Below are 19033 nucleotides of genomic sequence, written 5' to 3'. Positions count from 1 at the left end.
GGATTCGTTGCTCGCCCTTCCAGGAGCAAGCCGGCCGTGCCGGCGCGCACGTATCCCGTCAGGGCTCGTATGGCAGGCGGCCGCGCGGGTCGGAGGCCTCGTCTTCCGCGCAGGTATTTTTTTCTCGCGCTGCTGGCGATCGCATTATTCGCCGCGGTTCAATCCTTTATGTACCTGGATCGTTATCTGAGGGAGCCGCTCATGTTTCTCGCCAAGGAGCGCATCACCGAGATGGCCGTTCAGGCGATCAACGCCGCCATTACCGAAAATATCGCGGCTGGCTCGGACGGCAGCAAGATGGTGCAGTGGAAAACGAACGCGGACGGCAAGACGACCGGCATCGAGATCGATTATAAGGAACAAATGCGGATCACCGCGCAGACGATCACTGTCGTCGAAAACGCGCTGAAGGAGCAGGAGGCGCTCCATGAGCGAATCCCGATCGGCCATGCCGTAGACAGTCCGTTTCTCTCGTCGCTCGGCCCGAGCGTGGCGGTCCGGCTGCATCCGATCAGCACCGTGCAAGCGGAGGTGCGGACCCGCCAGACGAGCGCGGGCATCAACAATGTCCTCGTCGAGGTGTATATTCACGTGACGACCGATATCGCGATCGTCATCCCGTTCGACCGGGAGCCGAACCGGATCGAGACGGACATCCCGCTCTCCTACGTGATGGTAGCGGGGGACACGCCGCTTTATTATTACGACGGAAGCGGCAATCCCGTGGGCAGCGGCGCTTCGCAGGCGCCGATTCTAAGCTTGCCGGAACCTCTTGCGCCCGCCGGCCGATGAACGACGGCTTGTTCCCTCCGAAGCCGGACTGCTATAATACTGGCAGCAAGCATCGAGCGAGAATGGAGGTCGGCGACATGGAGCTTCGCATATCGAAGGCCGCGGCGGCCTGCTTCCTGGAGGAATGGGAGTACAGGCGGGGAGACAAGGTTCGCGTCTACGTCCGTTATATTAGCGGAGGAAGCGAGCCCTACGGCTTCGGCATCATGCTGGACGATCCGGTAGATCCCGCTGCCGAAGCGGACGCCGACGGTCTTCATTTTTATATGGAGAGCAAGGATGTCTGGTTCATCGAGCACGGCACGCTTACGATCGACCGGGACGAGGGCGGCATCGCCTTCAAGATCGGTTAGACGTGACAAGCATACCTTACTATCGCCGGAGGTTGGACTCTTGAGCAAGATCGCAGTCATTGGCAGCATCAATATGGATATCGTGAACCAGGTCGAGGCTTTCCCGCAGCCGGGCGAGACGATTCACGGCCGCGGAACCTCGTACCAGCCGGGAGGCAAAGGCGCGAATCAGGCCGTTGCCGCCGCATTGGCGGGAGACGGCGCGATCATGATCGGCGCCGTCGGCGACGACGCGTTCGGCAGCGTGCTGACCGATTCGTTGCGGTCGCGCGGCGTGGATACGGCGGGCGTGTCGGTCAAGGACGGCTCGTCGGGGCTCGCGTTCATCACCGTTTCGGGGAGCGGTGAGAATACGATCGTCTTGTCCGCGGGCAGCAACGGCAAGCTGACGGAAGCGGACGTCTCGGGCGACGCGCTGGCGGGCGCGGAGATCGCGCTGCTGCAGAACGAGATTCCGGCCGAGGTCAACTTGCATGCGCTGAAGCTGTGCGCGAAGTTCGGGATCAAGGCTTGCTACAATCCGGCCCCGGCGGCGAAAATTCCTGCGGAGGCGCTTCCGCTCATCGACACGCTCGTCGTGAACGAGACCGAGGCGGAAGTCGTGAGCGGCTTGCCGGTGGACAGCTTGGAAGACGCCGAGCGTGCCGCGCGCACGTTGCAGGCCGAAGGCGTCGGGCGGGTCATCGTGACGCTGGGCGGCAAAGGCGCGCTCGCGCTCGATCGCGATGGCGCCGCGCTGCGCGTGCCGGCCTTCAAGGTCGAGCCTGCGGACACGACAGCTGCGGGCGACACCTTTATCGGCGCCTATGCGGCGGCGACGGCGGCCGGCCAGGCCCTGGCGGAGGCGCTGCGCTATGCGGCCGCCGCGGCGGCGATCTCCGTTACGCGGCACGGCGCGCAGAGTTCGATCCCGGCGAAGGCCGAGATCGAGCGATTTCTGCAGGAGCGGGCGTAGCGACCCACGCGCGGTGCTGAAGAGGTCGGGTCGGCAGGTGAGACGGAATGCGGAAAACGGCGCTCAGCGGGCGCCGTTTTTTGTTTCAGGGATGCATTTTTCATACAGCGGTTCTTCAGAACGCCTTCTTCGTTGATTCTACCGCGCAAGGCTGCGCCGATAAGCGCATATGGGAGCTAACGGAGGCTGCGTGGCGGTCGTTGCGGCGCCGATAAGCGCAAATAGGCGCTAACGGCGCACCTCAGTCACTTGGAGCATGATGACGATTAGCGCAAGTTCGGCTATCATGCTGAGCTGGTCCACTGGAGCTGCCGTTAGCCGGAAAAACCGGCTAACTCGTGCTCCGCCAGGCCCCTTAGGCTGCCGTTAGCCGGAAAAACCGTCTAACTCGTGCCCCGCCGGGCCGTTGAGGCTGCCGATAACCGGAAAAACCGGCTAACTCTCGTGCCCCGCTGGGCTGCTGAGGCTGCCGATCGCCGGAAAAATCGGCTAACTCGTTCTCATCCGGTCCCGTTGAATCCGTTATTAGCCGATACGGACTCACCCGCCGCCCCCTTTGCGGTTCCGTAGCGCCTTGAGCTCGGACCGCTCCCAGCTGTGAAGCATCGGATACGGGTCGAACGCCCATTCCACCAATCCTCGGTCCCGGTAGACGCCGTAGTGCAGATGCGGCGGGAATTTGCCCTGCGTACCCGGTCTCCCGTAACCCGAGCTGCCGACCCACCCGATCACGCGGCCGGGCTCCACGACATCCCCGGTCCTGATGCTTTTATCGAATCCCGACAGGTGCGCGTAGTAATGATACAGGTTGTCGATATCCCTGATGCCGATGCGCCAACCGCCGAATTTGTTCCAGCCTTTGACCTCCACGACGCCGTAGCAGGTACTGCGCACGGGTACTCCCTGGCCGGCGAAAATGTCCGTCCCTTCGTGGATTCTCGCGCCTCCCCATCCGCGCCTGTTGCCCCAGGTGCTTCGGTAGGAATAGACGCTGTTCAGCGGCAGCGGGAATACGTGCTTGGACAAGTTCAGCGTACCGAACGACGAGTAGAGCTTGTCGAATTGCTGGACTCTTTGCACGGCTCTCGAGCTCTGGTAATACTCCCACAGCCCGATCGCCATATTGTCGGCGCCCGGCCCCTGGAGCATGGTCTGCCGCACGACCGAATAGAGCCTGTCGACGTCGTTGTTCCTGTCGGCCTTGCCGTCGCCGGACCCATCGCGGCCGATGCCGCCGAATATAGCGATCGAGAGCGGCGAGCGGTCCTCCGGGTCCGGATTGAGCGCGCCGGCCCATCGCTCGGGCGCGACGTAAGCCCCGCTGACCGCATGCTCGCCGAGCGGGCGCTCCTTGGGCCGAAGACGCGACATCGAGCGCTCGTATTGATCGACGGCGGCCACCTTTTGCCAGGTCATTCCCGTGATCGCCGCGACATGGTCGTACAGCTCGCGCCGCGCTTTGTCCTCGGCACCGGGCTCCTGCCCGTGAACATGAGATGCCAACGCAAAGCCCAGGGCAGATGCCGCCGCCACCCGCAGCGGACGCCGGAGGCAGCTTGCCTGCCGTCTTAACCGTTCTAACATGACGCCACCTCGCATCGACTCCCCTTTCCCAAGTATCCGTAGCCTTTGCAGAACGTTGGTTTTTATGTGAATCATGCTATAATAAAGGACAGAAAGCGGGGGAATGGCATGAAGAACGGCGAGAAGACGCCCAAGCCCGACTGGCTGCGCATCAAGCTGACGACCGGCGACAATTATCAGGAAATCAAGCAGATGATGAGGACCAAGACCCTCCACACGGTCTGCGAAGAAGCACGGTGTCCCAATATATACGAATGCTGGGCAAATCGCACGGCAACCTTTATGATACTAGGCGATATTTGCACGAGAGCATGCCGCTTCTGCGCGGTGAAGACGGGGCTGCCGACGGAGCTCGACTTGCAGGAGCCGGAGCGGGTGGCCGAGGCCGCCGAGCAGATGAACCTGCAGCACTGCGTCGTCACCTCGGTAGCGCGGGACGACCTGAAGGACGGCGGGGCATCGATCTTCGCGGCCACGATCAAGGCGATCCGGCGCAAGCTGCCGCTTTGCAGCGTCGAGGTGCTGATTCCGGATTTTCAGGGAGATCTCGAATCGCTGCGCATCGTTATGGACGCCAAACCGGACATTCTGAACCACAACATCGAGACGGTAGCGCGGATGTCGAACCGCGTGCGCGCGAAGGCCAAGTATCCGCGGTCGCTCGAGCTGCTGCGCAGAGCCAAGGAGCTGGCGCCGAAGATTCCGACGAAGTCCAGCATCATGCTCGGCGTAGGCGAGACCTACGAGGAAGTGCTGGCCGCGATGGACGATCTTCGGGCGAACGACGTGGATATCCTGACGCTCGGTCAGTATCTGCAGCCGAGCCCCGCGCATATGGCGATCGCGCGCTACGTCCATCCGGACGAATTCAAGCAGCTCAAGGCCGAAGGCCTGGCGCGCGGCTTCTCGCACGTGGAGTCAGCGCCGCTCGTGCGCAGCTCCTACCATGCGCATTCGCAGGTGAAGTCCGCGGCGGCGACCGCGTCCGCCGCTCAAGCGACGCCCGAGACCGTACCGGCGACGGCGGCATCTGGCGGCTGACGGCTATCGCGCCGACGGCCATGAATACCTTATTCGCGCGCGGCCGCCTGCGGCCGGTGCACGGGAGACGGAAGGAGAGCCTTGCGTGATCTATCTGACCGGGAACAGCGCCTATTCGGTTGTTCACGACCATAAGAACGGATGGAATCCCGAAGCGTTCCGGGAAAGATTCAGCGAGGTGCTGGAGCGATACGATTATATCGTCGGCGACTGGGGCTACAGCCAGCTGCGGCTGCGCGGGTTTTTCCGCGATCCGCAGCCGAAGGCGCCGAAGGAATCCGTCATTTCGCATCTGTATGAATATATACACGAATATTGCAATTTCGGCTGCGCTTACTTCGTCATCGAAAAGCTAGATCCTGCCGCCGTGCCCGAAGGCGCGGGCGTACGGCTGGAAGAGCTGCCGACCGGCGCGCCGGCCGCGGAGCAAGCCGCAGGCGACGGCGAAGACGGCCAAGAGGGCGAGCCGGCCGCTCAAGCGCCCGCAGCCGCGATCTCGCTGCCGTCGGGCGGCATGCTCATGCGCTGGCCGCTGAAGGAAAGGCCGGGAGGCCGGGTGCCGGGGACGAGCCCGTCCGCGGTCGCGCGCGCCGTATCCGAAGGCGCGGAGCGGCGGGCAGCCGCGGCCCAGACCGCGGCCGCGAGCTCGCGCGACGAGATGTACGGGCGCGGCAGCCCCTTCGACGGCGCCCGCCAGGAACGCGGCGGCGACGGTCGTGACCGCAAGCCGGGAGGCGGCGGTTACCGCGGCGCTTCCGGCGGGGGATATGAGCGGCGAACCCAGTCCGGCGGCTACAACAAGCAAGAGCATCGCCAGCATCCTCGGGATGCCGGCGATCGCGCGTCGGCTTCCGGCGGCGAAGGCGGCGGCTATCGCGGCGGCGGCCAGCAATCCGGCGGCGCGCCGGGCGGCGGGCATCGCAGCGGCGGCGCGCCCGGCAAGTGGCCGAACAACAAAAACAGGCGCCGCGGGCCGCAAGGCGGGGGCCAGCCTGGAGGACCGTTGACGGGCGGCGGGAATGCGCCGCCGAGGTATTCCCCCGGAGGCGGGCAGCAGCAGGGCCAGTCCTCCGGCAAGCCGCGGCACGACGGAGGCCATCGGACCGAGCAAGGCCAGCGCGGCGAGCGGCCCGATCATGGCCAGCGGCCCGAACGGAGCGATCGCTTCGACCAGGGTCCGCGCCCTGAACGGTTCGATCATGGCCAGCGGCCCGAACGGCCGAACGGCGGCGCCTCCCGTTCCGGCGGCGGACCGCGTGCCGATGGCGGGAGCAAACCCGAACGGGGCGCTCCGACAGGCGAATAAGCAGAATTGGAAAGCAAAAAAGACCGGCAGGGCGGCGATAGACTGCAGCCTGCCGGTCTTTTTTGCATTTGAGACACGAAAAAGCCCGCTGCCTCCGCCATCGCACCGGGGTGCAGCAGCGGAGACGGCAGGCAGCGGAAGCCGCGCCAGCTTTACTTGGATTCCTCTTTTTCGTCCAAGCCGATGAACTTTTTGCGAGGGAAGTCCTGGCTCACGATTTCCTTCGGCGATCCGATGAACGCGTTGCGAACCCGATTCCAGAACGGATGCGGCCGATAACGGGCGAAGTGGATCTTTTGCTCCGCGACCGTGCAAATAATCGAGCGAACGCCTTGAAAACGCAAGGTCAGATGGTCGACGAGCAGCGAGAGATCGTCGGACGGGTCGGTCACGATATCGCAATGATGATGCTTCGGGAGGATGACGGACGACCCGAGCGTACGGTAAATCCGGTTGTTGATGGACGCCAGTTCCGCGATCTGCAGCGCCTCGAGCGACGGGTGGAGGATGGCGCCGTGCACGCTCTTGTTGTATCCCGTACTCCCCGAAGGCGTGGAGACGACGATGCCGTCCCCGCGGAACATCTCGAAAGGCTCGTCGTTAATGTTAAGCTGGGCGACCAGCGTGCCGCCGGGCCGTTTGAGCGTAAATTCGTTCAGGGCAAGATAAGACTTGGTCTCCGTATCCGTGACGACCTGAATATGGAGCAACGGATAGCTGACCTTCTGCGGCTCGGTGGACGCGATCAGCGTGACCAGTTCCTCGAGCTCGTTTTTTTTCCAATCGGCGTAAAATCCCAGGTGGCCCGTGTGCACGCCGACGAAGGCCACGTCCTCGACGCGGTCCGCGAAGGAATGAAAGGCCTGCAGCAGCGTCCCGTCGCCTCCGATCGAGACGATCAGATCCGGACTGCCGGGGTTGGACGTCAGCCCGCGTTCGCGCGCGAGCTTGTGGAACGACTCCGCAAGTTCGCGGGACAGCGAATCGCCCCTGTCGAGCAGCGCATACTTCAATGGAATGCTCCTTCCCAGCTTAAGCGCTCAATCGTTGTCTGACATAGATGATAAACAATATCCGCGCTTAAGACAATGTCGGCGCGGCGATCAGCCCGCATAAAGCCAGGGCCAGAGCAAGTAGACGAGCGCGACGCTGATCGCCGCGTGCAGCAGCCGCGCGCGCGCGAAGGGGCCGTACCGCCAGCCGGTGCGTCCCATGAGTCCCGCGACCTGCGCGTGCACGGACAGGCCGGCCCAAGCCAGGACGAACGAAGCGACCGCGACGCGGTCGATCAATGCGGCGGGTACGCCGTCCGGACCGGCTCCGGCTGCCGACGCGGCGTTGCCCAGCGTCACCTCGAACGCGCCTTGCACGAAGGCGCCGGCGAGACCGGGCTCGAGGCCCACGGTCTGAAGGACGAGGACGATAACGTGCTTCAACGGCAGCAGCAGTCCGCTGTGCAGAAGCAGCTGTAGCGTGGCCGAAAAGCAGACGACCAGTCCGCCGACGACGATCATGAGGGCGAGCGAGGATTTTATGGCCTGGTTCAGCACGATGCCGAATGGCCGTCCGTCCGCCATGCGCGCTTCGTGCATCGCGAGGATCGCCTGTTTGACTCTGCCGAGACCAAGCTTGGATTCGGGAAGCCGGTTTTCATCGCCGAAAGCAGGCGTTTCAGGGGCCGGCCTTGCGCGCTCCTCCGGCTCGGGCTCGTCCTTGCGCCACCGCAGCAGCAATCCGAGCAGCATCGCCCCGCCGTAATGCGCCGCGGCCAACACCGGCACGATGTCAAGCCGGCCGAAAAATCCGAGGCTGACCGCGCCGATGAGGAAAATCGGATCGCTGGTCGTCGTCATCGCGACCAATCGCTCGCCTTCGCCTCGGCTCAGCAAATTCTGCTCCATGAGCCGGGACGTCAGGCGGGCGCCGATCGGATAGCCGGCCCCAAAGCTTAGCGCCAGCACGAAGCCGCCTGCCCCGGGAATGCGGAACAGCGGCCGCATGAGCGGATCGAGCAGCGCGGCGGCCAGATGGACGATGCCGAATCCGAGAAGTACCTCGGACAGGACGAAGAAGGGAAATAAGGCGGGAAACAGCACTTCCCACCAGACGGACAAGCCTTTGAGCGAGGCTTCGAGCGCGATGCCGGGCATGAGCAGGACGAGCAGCCCGACGAGCAGGACGCATGCGCCCGCCCCGGTCACCGCTGCCAGCCGCAGCCCTCTTCGGACGAAGCCGGCGCTTCCTTTTCGCGACAAGATGAAGTCGGACACAAGCGCACTTCCTTCCCTGGACCAAGCTACTCTCTTGTCCGAGTATATGCGCGGCCGGCCGGAAAATTTCAAGGTCGGCGCATTGCGCTTGCCGGACCTTGGTTGCTTAAGGGGAGCCGCTGCTATATATTGCAAGCATGGGCTGTCAAAGCGGCTTGCCGCGCAAGCTTTTCGTAAAAGAAACGACATCAAGGAGGGGCGCGACCAATGAGCGGCGCGAATGCAGAATCGAGGCTTTATCGGGGCGACTGTCCCGTCATTCCGTACTTCGAGGCGCTGTCCGCCATCCCGCGGAGCTCGGGCCATGAGCGGGCCGCCAGCGACTACGTGGCAGCATTCGCGAGAGCGCGCGGATACGAAACCATCCAGGACGCTTCGTTGAATCTCGTCATTCGCAAGCCGGCCTCGCAAGGTTACGAACAGGCGCCGCCGGTTATCGTACAGGGCCATCTGGACATGGTCGGGGAAAAAAACGAGGGGGTCGCGCACGACTTCCTGAGAGATTCGATTCGGCTGCGGCTGGACGACGACTTCATGACGGCCGAAGGCACCACGCTCGGCGGGGACAACGGTCTGGGCGTCGCCTTCGCGATGGCGCTGCTCGATGCCCGCGATGCCGAGCATCCTGCGCTCGAGATCGTGCTGACGACGGAGGAAGAGACGTCGATGAAAGGCGCGAGAAAGCTCGATCCCGGCCTGCTGCAAGGCCGAACGATGATCAACCTGGATTCCGACCGGGAGGGCATCCTCTACGTCAGCAGCGCCGGCGGGGCGCGGGCTTACCACACGGTGCCCGTCGCTTGGACGGATGCGGCCGGGGCCGGGCGCCCGGGGCGGCTGCGCGTATTCGGCCTCGTCGGCGGGCATTCGGGCGACGATATCGTCCACGAGCGAGCCAACGCCTGCGAGCTGCTCGGACGGGTGCTCGACGGCTTGCGCAAGCGGCTGCCGTACGCGATCGCGGACGTGGGGGGCGGCTTGGCGTCCAATGCGATCCCGCGGGAGGCCGAGGCGTCTTTATACGTGCCGGAGGCGCGATTGGCGGAGGCCGCAGAGGAAGCGCGGGAATGGGAGGCAAAATTCAGAGCGGAGTATGCGGTGTCCGATCCGGGCGTGAGCGTCTCGTTCGAGGCGGACGATGCCGCCAAGATCGATGAGGACGGGGCGGCGCGTGTATTTTCCGAAGCGTCGAAAAGCACGCTCGTCGATTCGCTGCTGCTCGTCCCGAACGGCGTCCTCCGGATGGACAAGGCGATCCCGGGATTGCCGCGCACGTCGACCAACGTGGGGATCGTGAAATTGACCGAGGAGGGCGTGCGCTTCGAGAGCCTGATGCGGAGTTCGCTCAGATCGGAGCTCGAAGCGGCCATGAGCAGGATGGAGGCGCTCGCCCGCGTACTCGGCTGCGGCTTCGAGGCGGGAGATTACTATCCCGGCTGGCCGTACCGGATGACGTCCCGGCTGCGCGAAGTTTTTGTAGACGTCTATAGGCGCGAATACGGGAAGCCGATGGAGGTCAAGGCGGTGCATGCGGGCATCGAATGCGGGATATTCGCCGACAAGATGCCGGACCTGGATGCCGTCTCGTACGGGCCCGACCTTTACGACATCCACACGCCCGACGAGCGATTCAGGATCTCCTCCGTCGAACGGACATGGCTTTATCTGCTCCAAGTGCTGCGGGCGCTAAACGTTTCATCCGCTTAAAAACGCAAAAGAGACCTGCCCTTGCGGGCAGGTCTCTTCTCATGCGCGCATGCTGCCGTATGAACATTAAAATTCAACGGCCTCCTCGTCCGACAGACGGGCAAACCCACTGCCGAGAACGTCGTCATGATGCGCGGCGATGTGCGCAGCCATCCGCGGGAAAGCGGGATCTCCTGCCATCGTTTCTTTGTTAGATTGACACGTCAAATTATTTTGTAAGCGGTTGCAAAAAAGTAATGTCGCTGTTACATTCGTGTGGTACAATAGAACCACGATATTGCTTCAGGGAGTGATTAACGTGGCAGGAATCGTGGCAGGTCTTCTGATGTGCGCTTTCGTATATGTCATTCGGGAGTCGCTCAGCGGTCCCGAGGAAGAGATTTAACTCCCGGATCAACCAGTTTTCTATTTCATCCAATCGCCCGACGAGGGCGATTTTTGTTTTGTGCGGAAACGGCAAAATTAGGATAGAAGTCTTACGTCTTTGTGGTATAATAAAGGGACTTCAGGTAGTAAGTCCCGATACCCGCAAAATGAATCGGGAGGAGATTGCAACCTATGAACTACGGAAGTGTGTACGAAGCGATCGGCGGAGCGGCTACCGTCCGCAAGATGGTCGAAGGATTTTACCCGAAGGTGCTGCAGCATCCGCTGCTGGCTCCGCTATTTCCGGAAGACATCACGCCTGTCATGGACAAGCAGTACATGTTTCTGACGCAGTTTTTCGGGGGACCTACTTTATATTCCGACGCCTACGGGCATCCGATGATGCGGGGCAGGCATCTGCCGTTCCCGATCACGCCCGCGAGAGCCGAGGCATGGCTGGATTGCATGCGGCGGTCGCTCGACGAGACGGAGCTGTCCGAGGAACTTAAGGCCTTCGTGCTGGAACGGCTGTCCGGTCCGGCGCATCATTTTGTGAACACCGAAGAGTAACTGACCGTCTCGCGCGTTCGCCGGGACGCGTCCCACATGGAGGGATCGGGATGGAACCCCTGTACCAGACCAAGGTTGCATGCGTATGCTGCGAAGCCGAGTTCGCGACCTCCCGTGTTAGGCCGAGCCTGAAGCGCGCGATTCGTTCGGATTCGGACTTTTGTTCTTATTTCAAATCGGTCAATCCCGATTATTATGTCGTGCGCGTCTGCCCGTACTGCGGATTCGCCTCGACGGAAAATTCAAACCAGCGCCTCGTGGACTGGCAGCGGAACGCCTATCTCGAGCGTATCGGCAAGCATTGGAAGATGAACGACTACGGCGGGGAGCGCAGCGCGGCGGACGCGCTGGCCTGCTACAAGCTTGCGCTTCTGACGGGGCAAATCATCAAGGAAAAGGATCGCGTCGTGGCCGGCATCCTGCATCATATCGCTTGGCTGTACCGGTACGAGGGCAATGCGGAGCAAGAGCGCAGATTCCTTCAGTACGCGCTTGAAGCGTATATTAAGACGTATCAGTCGGAGCGCGAGCTGATGAACAACGCCCGCCTGCTGTACCTGATCGGCGAGTTGAACCGGCGTCTCGGTCATTTTCACGAGGCGGTCAGATGGTTCAGCCGGGTCATCCACGACAAGAGCATCATGGATTCGGCGATGATTCGCGCCTCGCGCGAAGGCTGGCATGCGGTCCGCGACGAGATGTCGGGCAGGGGGGCCGAATTGCCCGAAGAGATGCAGCGGATCGGAAGTTGAGGGCGGGTCAGGCGCGGAGCGGTTTGTTCGCGAGTAAGTAGTCGCTGTCGGCGTCCACGAGCTGGAGTCTCGACCTGCAGCAAGGCATGACGATCGTGCGCTTCATGAGGCCGCCGCGCAGCTGGTCGAGCTCCTCGGTCTTCATCGGCAGGCGAACGTGGGATTGGCGGCAGAACGGGCATTCGGAGGCGTATACCTCGTTCATCTGGATGTCGTAAGGCAAGCTGTTGCGAAATGGGATCATGTCTTCCCCTCTCCTCTCTGGCGAAACCGTGTCCATTAACGATACAATAGATGGGACGGGCTGACAATGTCCGGGTGCCGATGGCAATCGGTACGCCGATCGCCGGCAACGCGAGAGAGGACGGGATCATAGATGACGGACAGCTACTCCCAGATATGGGATCTGGACAAAATTTTCTCCGGGGGTTCCGAATCCCCGGAATTTGCTGCGTTCTCGGAAGCGCTGGAAAAGGAGACAGTCGCGCTGCTCGCGGAGCTTCAAGCCGCCGGCGAAGGCGAGGTTGCGAGCGACGAGGCATTGAACGATTGGACGTCCAGGCTGCAGGACCTTATGGCCCGGTTGCGGGAGGCGTTCTCCTACGTCGGCTGCCTGTCCGCGCAAAATATGGAGGACCGCAAGGCGACGGCTTGGACGGAGAAGCTCCAGACGTTGTCCGCCAAGCTCGGCCAGTCGCTCGATCTGTATGATGCGGCGTTGGCTCTGGTGCCGGAGGAGCGGCTCGAGGCTTGGATCGCCTCGGAGCCCGTCTCCGAGATCGCCTTCGTCGTCCGCGAGCGGCGGGACTTCGTCAAGGAGAAGCTGCCGCCCGCCCTTGAGGCGCTCGCCAGCGAACTGGCCGTCGACGGCTACCACGGCTGGGGCGAGAACTATCAGACCATCGTCAGCCGAATCGCCATTCCATGGGAAGAAGACGGCACGGTCAAGACGTTGTCCGCGGGGCAGGCCTTCAACAAGCTGTCGCATCCGAGCCAGCAGGTGCGCGACGAGATGGGCGCCAAGTGGGAAGCGGCCTGGGCCGGACAAGCGGATCTCGCGGCGGACGCGCTGAACCGGCTTGCGGGCTTCCGCCTGAAGCTGTATCAGGCGCGCGGGTGGCAGGATCCGCTGAAGGAGCCGCTGCTCATCAACCGGATGAGCCGGGATACGCTGGATGCGATGTGGGAGGGCGTCTCGGGCGGGATGGAGCCGCTCAAGCGCTACATGGCGGCCAAGGCCCGGCTGCTCGGCAAGGAACGTCTCGATTGGCACGACGTGTCGGCGCCGGTAGGCGCGGAAGGAGGCGCGATCGGCTACGACGAAGCGGCCGCGCTGATCAAGGACGCCTTCGGCAGCTTCTCGCCCGCGCAGGCCAAGCTTGCCGAGCGCGCGTTCGGCGGGCGCTGGATCGAAGCCGAAGACCGGGCGGGCAAGCGGCCAGGCGGCTTCTGCACCGACTTCCCGTTAACCGGGGAGACACGCATCTTCATGACGTACTCCGGAACGCCCGACAACGTCTCGACGCTGGCTCACGAGTTGGGGCACGCCTACCACGACGTCTGCGTGGACGGCTTGCCGCAGTTCGGACGGAACTACGCGATGAACGTCGCCGAGACGGCATCTACGTTCGCCGAAGGGCTCGTGAGCGATGCGCTGCTGCGTGCTGCAGGCAGCGACGCGGAGCGGCTCTCGCTGCTCGACGAGCGGCTGCAGCGGGCTTCGGCGTTCTGCAACAACATTCGAGCGAGGTTCCTGTTCGAGACTAGATTCTACGAAGCGCGCAAGAGCGGGATGCTCGACGCCGAGGCGCTGAACGAGCTGATGGTCGCGGCGCAAAAGGAAGCGTTCGGGGATGCTTTGGCGTCTTGGCATCCGCACTTCTGGGCGGCCAAGCTGCACTTTTATGCGACGGACGTGCCGTTTTACAATTTCCCTTACACATTCGGGTACTTGTTCAGCACGGGCATCGCGGCCGTGGCCGAAGCCGAAGGTCCGGGCTTCCACGAGCGCTACGACCGGCTGCTGCGGGATACCGGCCTGATGACCGTCGAGGAGCTCGGCAGGCGCCATCTGGGCGTCGAACTCGACAAACCGGCTTTCTGGCAGGCGGCCGTGCGCCGCGCGACGGCTGACGTCGATGCGTTCGAAGCGCTGTGCGCGCGTTAAGCGTTCAAGGATAGCGATATGGGAAAGCGAGCGGAAGAACCGCACACTTGAGGTGTGCGGTTCTTTGCGTTTTGATGAAAATTGTTGAAAAGTAACAAATAGAGAAAAAAATAAGTGATTTAGTCGAATTTTCTAAATTTATTGTTGAAATAATTAATATACCTACCCTATAATGATTCATAAGTCGTAGGTAATACCTGGCGACAATGGGGAGTATCTCCCAGATTAAAGGAGGAGAATTATGACTTATGAGTTTGAAGTCCCGCTAGCCAGGCAGGTGGATATGGCTTTCCGGCAAATGGAAGGCGAGTTGAAGGGCATGACGGCCGGGACGATCGTCCTTCAAGTGCGCAATGATACCGTCGGGAAGTTCGGCATTCGCCATCTGCCGGTCGATCTGGCGGAACGCAGGACGACGGGGGATGTCAAGCCGGATGGGCTGACGGATAGCTCGATCGGCGAGCTGCGGAAAGCGGCGGTGGAGTCGATCAAGCGCAAGACGAGCTGGACGCATGGGGAAGTTACATATGATTTTGGAGTCAAGCAAGGCAAGTTATACTTAAGCGTGACGTTCGAATCGAACTATAATATGGCAAACGTTTTATTTCATGTAAACAACAAAAAATTGGGCAAGCGCGACAGATCCGGCGAGCATTGAGCGGGGGATTCCTAGTAGAAGAGGCAGGCGCCGACGGCGACTGCCTCTTCTTTGTCGCGTTCGAAGCGCGCGTGGCGATTGCGCTCAATTCAGCAACCGCAGTCTTTCGGCCAAGATCGAGCCGGCCAGCACGAGCGCGAAGACGAGCAGCGCGAACCGGATGACGAAGCCTTTGCGGAAGACGGACAGCATGACGGTCAAGCCCTTGAGGTCGATCATGGGTCCGAAGACGAGGAAGGCAAGAATGGCCCCGGGATGGAATAAGCCGTCGAGAGGTGCTGCCACGAAGGCGTCGGATGTGGAGCAAAGAGAGAGCAGGAATGCGAAGCCCATCAGGAAAATATGCGACAACCAGTTGTGGCCCGCCGCGGCCTCCAATGTCTGCGACCGAAGCACGGTCTGAACGAGTGCCGTCAATGCGGCTCCGATCAATAAATAATTCCCCATGTCGCGAAGGTCGATCATGGCATGGGAGGAGATGGACGAGAGGACCGTCGACATGCGCGCGCGCCGCCCCGCCGCCTTGGAAGCCCCATGCCCGTGCCCGTGCCCGTGCCCGTGCCCGTGCCCGTGCCCGTGCCCGTGCTCATGCCCGTGCCCGTGCCCATGCTCATGCTCATGACTATGGCCGTGCTCATGCCCATGTGTGCATCCGATCGGACCTGCCTCTTCCTTGAGCGGGTTTCGCCGCAGGAAGAGCAGCAGGGCCGTGCCTGCGGCTATCGCGACGGCCAGGGCGAGCAGCAAGCGGGCGAAGGCCATCGACGGATCGCCGTCAAACGCGGCAACCGTGGACGCGAAGACGATGGGATTGACGACCGGGCCGGCGATGATATAGACGATGCCGATGTATGCAGGCAGTCCTTTGCGGATCAGGCGGCGGGCGACGGGGATCATGCCGCACTCGCACAGCGGGAGCGCGAGGCCGAGCAGGCTGCCGAACAGCACGCCGCCCAGCCGGCTCTTGGGAGCGGCGGCGCGGACGAGTTTGTCGCTCACGAACGTCTCCAGCGCCGCGGAGACCAGGGCGCCGAGCACGAGAAAGGGAAACGCGTCGAGCAGGACGGAAAAGAAAGAACGAAAAAAGACGGACGGCCAGTTCGGATTCAGTTTCCAAACCACATATAAGCATCCGGCGGCAGCCGCCCAAGTCGCGCCGCGCAGCGCGGTTAAAGTCATGGCCGTGCACGCTCCTCTCCGATGGGACGCGCGCGGGTCTCGCCCGGCAAAGCCGGAGCGCCGCGTCGCCGTCAACGATTACAAATATGCGCGACTTGTCCGATTCCAGAACAGCGAATTGGCGGATGCATGCGAGGATCTCGTCGCCTTTTACGGCAGCCGATTCGGCGGTTGACTTCTAACGTTCCTCGCGTATAATGGACGATAACATACGAGGCGATGATGAGAACAAGTAAGCGTGGCAAGGAACTTCAGAGAGCCGGTGGCTGCTGCGAACCGGCGTTCCTCCAAGGCCGAATGGATCTCGGAGCCGACTGGGCAACGAATTTTCGCGTCTTTCAGGCCATATGCCTGCCTGACCGCGAGGTTCCCATCCAGTCCGTCCGTTCCCCGTTACCGGAACTTAAGGCTCGCGTCGGGCGACCGTCTTCAATAGGCGGCATGCGATCGGCGAGAGCGAATTAAGGGTGGCACCACGACCTCTTCGTCCCTTTGACGGAGAGGTCTTTTTGCGTTCACCGCGAGCTTGCCAGCAAGCGCGCGTATCCCTGCGAACCGAAGGAGCAATGAACAATGAGCGAAGCAAACGGACAAAAGCGCGTCCTCTCCGGCATCCAGCCGAGCGGACAGCTGACGCTTGGCAATTACATCGGCGCGATGAAAAATTACGTCTCGCTGCAGCACGAATGCGACAGCTACTTTATGATCGTGGATCTGCACGCGATCACGGTGCCGCAAGAACCGGCGGCGCTGCGCGAAAATACCGAATCGGTTGCGGCGCTTTATCTGGCAGCGGGCATCGATCCGGACAAGGCGGCCGTTTTCGTGCAATCCCACGTGCACGAGCACGCGGAGCTAGGCTGGATGATGACGACGCTCTCCTACATGGGCGAGCTGGAGCGCATGACGCAGTTCAAAGACAAGTCGGCGGGCAAAGACGCGGTCGGCGCGGGATTGTTCGTGTATCCGCCGCTGATGAGCGCGGACATCCTGCTCTACAAAGCGGACCTTGTCCCGGTCGGCGACGACCAGAAGCAGCATTTGGAGCTGACGCGCGATCTCGCGGGTCGTTTTAATCATCGTTTCGGCGAGACGCTGGTCGTGCCGGAGCCGTTCATCCCCAAGGTAGGCGCGCGTATTATGTCGCTTGACGACGCCTCCAAAAAGATGAGCAAGAGCAATCCGAACGCGGGCAGCTACATCGCGCTGCTCGACCCGCCGGACGTCATCCGCAAAAAGCTGTCGCGCGCTAAGACCGACCTCGGCCGCGAGGTCGCATACGACCCGCAGAACAAGCCGGAGATCAGCAACCTTCTCAGCATATACGCGAACTGCTCGGGAGAGTCGATCGCGGACATTCAGAACCGTTACGAGGGCAAGGGCTACGGGGACTTCAAGAAAGATCTCGCAGAACAGGTCGTCGGCGTGCTGGAGCCGCTGCAGCGCCGCTACGCCGAGATCCGCTCGTCGGGGGAGATTCACCGCATCCTCCAGCAAGGCGCCGAGCGGGCGCGCGCAGTCGCGGCGAAGACGCTGTCCGAGGTGAAGGAAGCGATGGGCTTCCTGCCGCCGCTCAAATAAGAAGCGAAAAAAAGGCCTGCATGCTCCTTCGAGGAGGCATGCAGGCCTTTTCATTTGCGATTAGCGCTGTCTAATCTCCCGCCGCTTCGAGATCTTCGACTTGAGCGTGAAGCCCCAGCCGATGAAGGCGAATGCCAGCACGGCCAAGCCGGATGCGAGCCATCCGTTATAATCGATCGATATCGCCGTACCGAGCAAAAGCAGCATCGAGACGACCGCGAACAAAAGTCCCAAAGGTTTGTTCAAAATGTGTTCACCTCCGAGTATAGTTTTCTTCAAGCATAGCATAATAACAACGCAAGCTTGCAACCAACACCACTCTAAGCAGGACGAAAGGAGAAATATCAATCATGGCAAGCAATAGCTCCGGTTCCCGTAATCAAGTTCTGGTCCCGCAAGCCCGCCAAGCGCTGGAAAACATGAAGTTGGAAGCCGCTCAATCCCTGGGTGTGCAAATCCCTTCCGACGGCTACTATGGCAACGTAACGTCCCGCGACGCAGGCTCCCTTGGCGGCTACATCACCAAGAAGCTGGTTCAAATCGCCGAGCAACAACTTTCCGGTGGCAGCCGCTAACATCCGTTAGCTCACCGAAAGCCCGAGGAAACCCCTCGGGCTTTTATTGTGCGCCTAAGCGGCGCCGAGGTCAACCTTTGGCGGGCAAAAAAGATCGCTCGCGCGAAAAAGACGGCCAAAGCCGTCTGATCGCGAAGCGAACGGGAGCGAAGCGGCCGGTCAATAAGCGTTCATGCGAAGACGCTTCTCTAGGCGATCGTCGCTGAGCCAGCCCACGTAAGATTGAAAGACCTTAAAGGATGCGTCCATCATGACCGTCGCCACAAAAGGATACTGCTTGCGGTGCCGGTACCGGATATCGATCCAGCGAACCTCGTAGCCCCAAGGCTGCTCTCGGACTTGCGCGCAAGGAAACGGCGTGACGTTCAGCAGCGCCTGCACGTCCTTGTTCTTTTTGGACGCATCGACCGCCGGATGGACGTCGCACTTCGTATGGTCGATCCAGTGCACCGCGCCTTTGTCCCATTCGCCGATGGCGAACGTGCAGTCCGTCGATTGACGCACCAGGTTCCAACGATGCAGGTTCAGCGTGGGCAGCAGCGTGTACTGGTCGCCTTCGCGCCGTTCGGGATCCCGGGACGGGATGCGGGCCGACAGCCGACGATGCACGACGCTCCGCCAGACATAATAAACGGCCAACATCGCGTACAGCACGGGAAATACCACGGTGGGGCTCGCCCAGCCCGTGAGCCAGAGCAGAATGGCGACGAGATGCGCGCCGAAAATAAACGGATCGAAAATATGGATGATATTCCATGCGACCCATTTGCGCGTCACGGGCCGGAAAGCCTGGGTGCCATAAGAGTTGAACAGGTCGCTCAGCACGTGGACGATCACGGCGAGCAGCACCCAAAGGCCGATATGCCACCAGGACACGCTTCGGAAAATAAGCGAAAGCGCCAGCGTGATCAGGACCGCCCATCCGGCGATGGCAGGAAAAGAGTGAGACATGCCCCTGTGGTTTTTGATATAATCGGCATTGCTCTTGAATCGCAGCACGGTGTCGAAGTCGGGGGCTTGGGAGCCCGCGACCGTGCCGATCAGCACCGCGACGGGGCCGTACGGCTCGGAGGCGATGACGGGATCGATCAAGGCGAGTCCGCCCAGTCCGAGCCCGAAAACGAGATGCGTCCCGGAATCCATGATCATGATCTCCTTTGCCGTCAGATTCGCCGCG

General features: G+C 61.8%; 19 protein-coding genes. 12 read left to right on the top strand and 7 right to left on the bottom strand.

Going from position 1 to position 19033, the window contains the following annotated elements:
* Positions 1-36: 36 nt before the first annotated feature.
* The 3 genes from yunB (at position 37) to rbsK (ending at position 2100) form a co-directional block, all read left to right on the top strand.
* Positions 37-792: a sporulation protein YunB gene (yunB, locus tag BM235_RS06475; RefSeq protein ID WP_255374097.1), complete on the top strand. Its 756-nt coding sequence runs from the start codon at positions 37-39 to the stop codon at positions 790-792.
* A gap of 77 nt (positions 793-869) precedes the next feature.
* Complete coding sequence (locus tag BM235_RS06470) at positions 870-1145, top strand: Fe-S cluster assembly protein HesB (protein ID WP_090110715.1); 276 nt, start codon at positions 870-872, stop codon at positions 1143-1145.
* Between the two features lie 40 nt (positions 1146-1185).
* Positions 1186-2100, top strand: coding sequence for a ribokinase (rbsK, locus tag BM235_RS06465; RefSeq protein ID WP_090110713.1), 915 nt, complete (start codon positions 1186-1188; stop codon positions 2098-2100).
* A gap of 540 nt (positions 2101-2640) precedes the next feature.
* Here rbsK and BM235_RS06460 read toward each other — a convergent pair.
* A complete protein-coding gene (locus tag BM235_RS06460) occupies positions 2641-3684 on the bottom strand; it encodes a M23 family metallopeptidase (RefSeq protein WP_090110711.1) in 1044 nt (347 codons plus the stop codon).
* 108 nt (positions 3685-3792) lie between these two features.
* Between BM235_RS06460 and lipA the strand changes: the two genes are divergently transcribed.
* Complete coding sequence (lipA, locus tag BM235_RS06455; RefSeq protein ID WP_090110709.1) at positions 3793-4725, top strand: lipoyl synthase; 933 nt, start codon at positions 3793-3795, stop codon at positions 4723-4725.
* An 85-nt stretch (positions 4726-4810) separates the two neighbouring features.
* On the top strand, positions 4811-6031 hold the full coding sequence (locus BM235_RS32895) for a YutD family protein (RefSeq protein ID WP_369803478.1): 1221 nt from the start codon (positions 4811-4813) through the stop codon (positions 6029-6031).
* A 152-nt stretch (positions 6032-6183) separates the two neighbouring features.
* Here the strand turns inward: BM235_RS32895 and BM235_RS06445 are convergent, their stop codons facing one another.
* Both BM235_RS06445 and BM235_RS06440 read right to left on the bottom strand, forming a co-directional pair.
* The gene (locus tag BM235_RS06445; RefSeq protein ID WP_090110707.1) at positions 6184-7044 is read right to left on the bottom strand and encodes an NAD kinase; all 861 of its coding nucleotides are present in this window, start codon (positions 7042-7044) and stop codon (positions 6184-6186) included.
* Between the two features lie 90 nt (positions 7045-7134).
* Positions 7135-8301, bottom strand: coding sequence for a nucleoside recognition domain-containing protein (locus tag BM235_RS06440; RefSeq protein ID WP_255374095.1), 1167 nt, complete (start codon positions 8299-8301; stop codon positions 7135-7137).
* A gap of 207 nt (positions 8302-8508) precedes the next feature.
* Here BM235_RS06440 and BM235_RS06435 point away from each other — a divergent pair, with 207 nt between their 5' ends.
* The 3 genes from BM235_RS06435 (at position 8509) to BM235_RS06425 (ending at position 11696) form a co-directional block, all read left to right on the top strand.
* Positions 8509-10008, top strand: coding sequence for an aminoacyl-histidine dipeptidase (locus tag BM235_RS06435; protein ID WP_090110704.1), 1500 nt, complete (start codon positions 8509-8511; stop codon positions 10006-10008).
* A 558-nt stretch (positions 10009-10566) separates the two neighbouring features.
* Positions 10567-10944, top strand: a complete 378-nt coding sequence (locus tag BM235_RS06430) for a globin domain-containing protein (RefSeq protein WP_090110702.1) — start codon at positions 10567-10569, stop codon at positions 10942-10944.
* Between the two features lie 44 nt (positions 10945-10988).
* Positions 10989-11696, top strand: coding sequence for a DUF2225 domain-containing protein (locus tag BM235_RS06425; protein ID WP_177244205.1), 708 nt, complete (start codon positions 10989-10991; stop codon positions 11694-11696).
* A 7-nt stretch (positions 11697-11703) separates the two neighbouring features.
* Here the strand turns inward: BM235_RS06425 and BM235_RS06420 are convergent, their stop codons facing one another.
* Positions 11704-11940 carry a hypothetical protein gene (locus BM235_RS06420; RefSeq protein WP_090110698.1) on the bottom strand — a complete coding sequence of 79 codons (237 nt, stop codon included), beginning with the start codon at positions 11938-11940 and terminating at the stop codon, positions 11704-11706.
* Between the two features lie 132 nt (positions 11941-12072).
* Between BM235_RS06420 and BM235_RS06415 the strand changes: the two genes are divergently transcribed.
* Positions 12073-13863, top strand: a complete 1791-nt coding sequence (locus tag BM235_RS06415) for a M3 family oligoendopeptidase (RefSeq protein WP_090110696.1) — start codon at positions 12073-12075, stop codon at positions 13861-13863.
* A gap of 241 nt (positions 13864-14104) precedes the next feature.
* A complete protein-coding gene (locus BM235_RS06410) occupies positions 14105-14521 on the top strand; it encodes an O-methyltransferase (RefSeq protein ID WP_090110694.1) in 417 nt (138 codons plus the stop codon).
* 84 nt (positions 14522-14605) lie between these two features.
* Here the strand turns inward: BM235_RS06410 and BM235_RS06405 are convergent, their stop codons facing one another.
* The gene (locus BM235_RS06405) at positions 14606-15700 is read right to left on the bottom strand and encodes a permease (protein WP_090110692.1); all 1095 of its coding nucleotides are present in this window, start codon (positions 15698-15700) and stop codon (positions 14606-14608) included.
* Between the two features lie 573 nt (positions 15701-16273).
* Between BM235_RS06405 and trpS the strand changes: the two genes are divergently transcribed.
* Positions 16274-17281, top strand: a complete 1008-nt coding sequence (gene trpS, locus BM235_RS06400) for a tryptophan--tRNA ligase (protein ID WP_090110690.1) — start codon at positions 16274-16276, stop codon at positions 17279-17281.
* 60 nt (positions 17282-17341) lie between these two features.
* Here trpS and BM235_RS06395 read toward each other — a convergent pair whose 3' ends face one another.
* The gene (locus BM235_RS06395) at positions 17342-17527 is read right to left on the bottom strand and encodes a hypothetical protein (protein WP_090110688.1); all 186 of its coding nucleotides are present in this window, start codon (positions 17525-17527) and stop codon (positions 17342-17344) included.
* Positions 17528-17631: 104 nt separating this feature from the next.
* On the opposite strand from BM235_RS06395, the gene BM235_RS06390 reads away from it, so the two are divergent.
* Positions 17632-17856, top strand: a complete 225-nt coding sequence (locus BM235_RS06390; RefSeq protein WP_090110685.1) for an alpha/beta-type small acid-soluble spore protein — start codon at positions 17632-17634, stop codon at positions 17854-17856.
* A gap of 159 nt (positions 17857-18015) precedes the next feature.
* On the opposite strand, the gene BM235_RS06385 is transcribed toward BM235_RS06390, so the two are convergent.
* Positions 18016-18999 carry a metal-dependent hydrolase gene (locus BM235_RS06385; protein ID WP_090111078.1) on the bottom strand — a complete coding sequence of 328 codons (984 nt, stop codon included), beginning with the start codon at positions 18997-18999 and terminating at the stop codon, positions 18016-18018.
* Positions 19000-19033: the final 34 nt, after the last annotated feature.

Source organism: Cohnella sp. OV330, assembly GCF_900112065.1.
Taxonomy (GTDB): domain Bacteria; phylum Bacillota; class Bacilli; order Paenibacillales; family Paenibacillaceae; genus Cohnella.
Note: the sequence above shows the minus strand (reverse complement) of the source record. Positions and strands in the feature narration are given on the sequence as shown.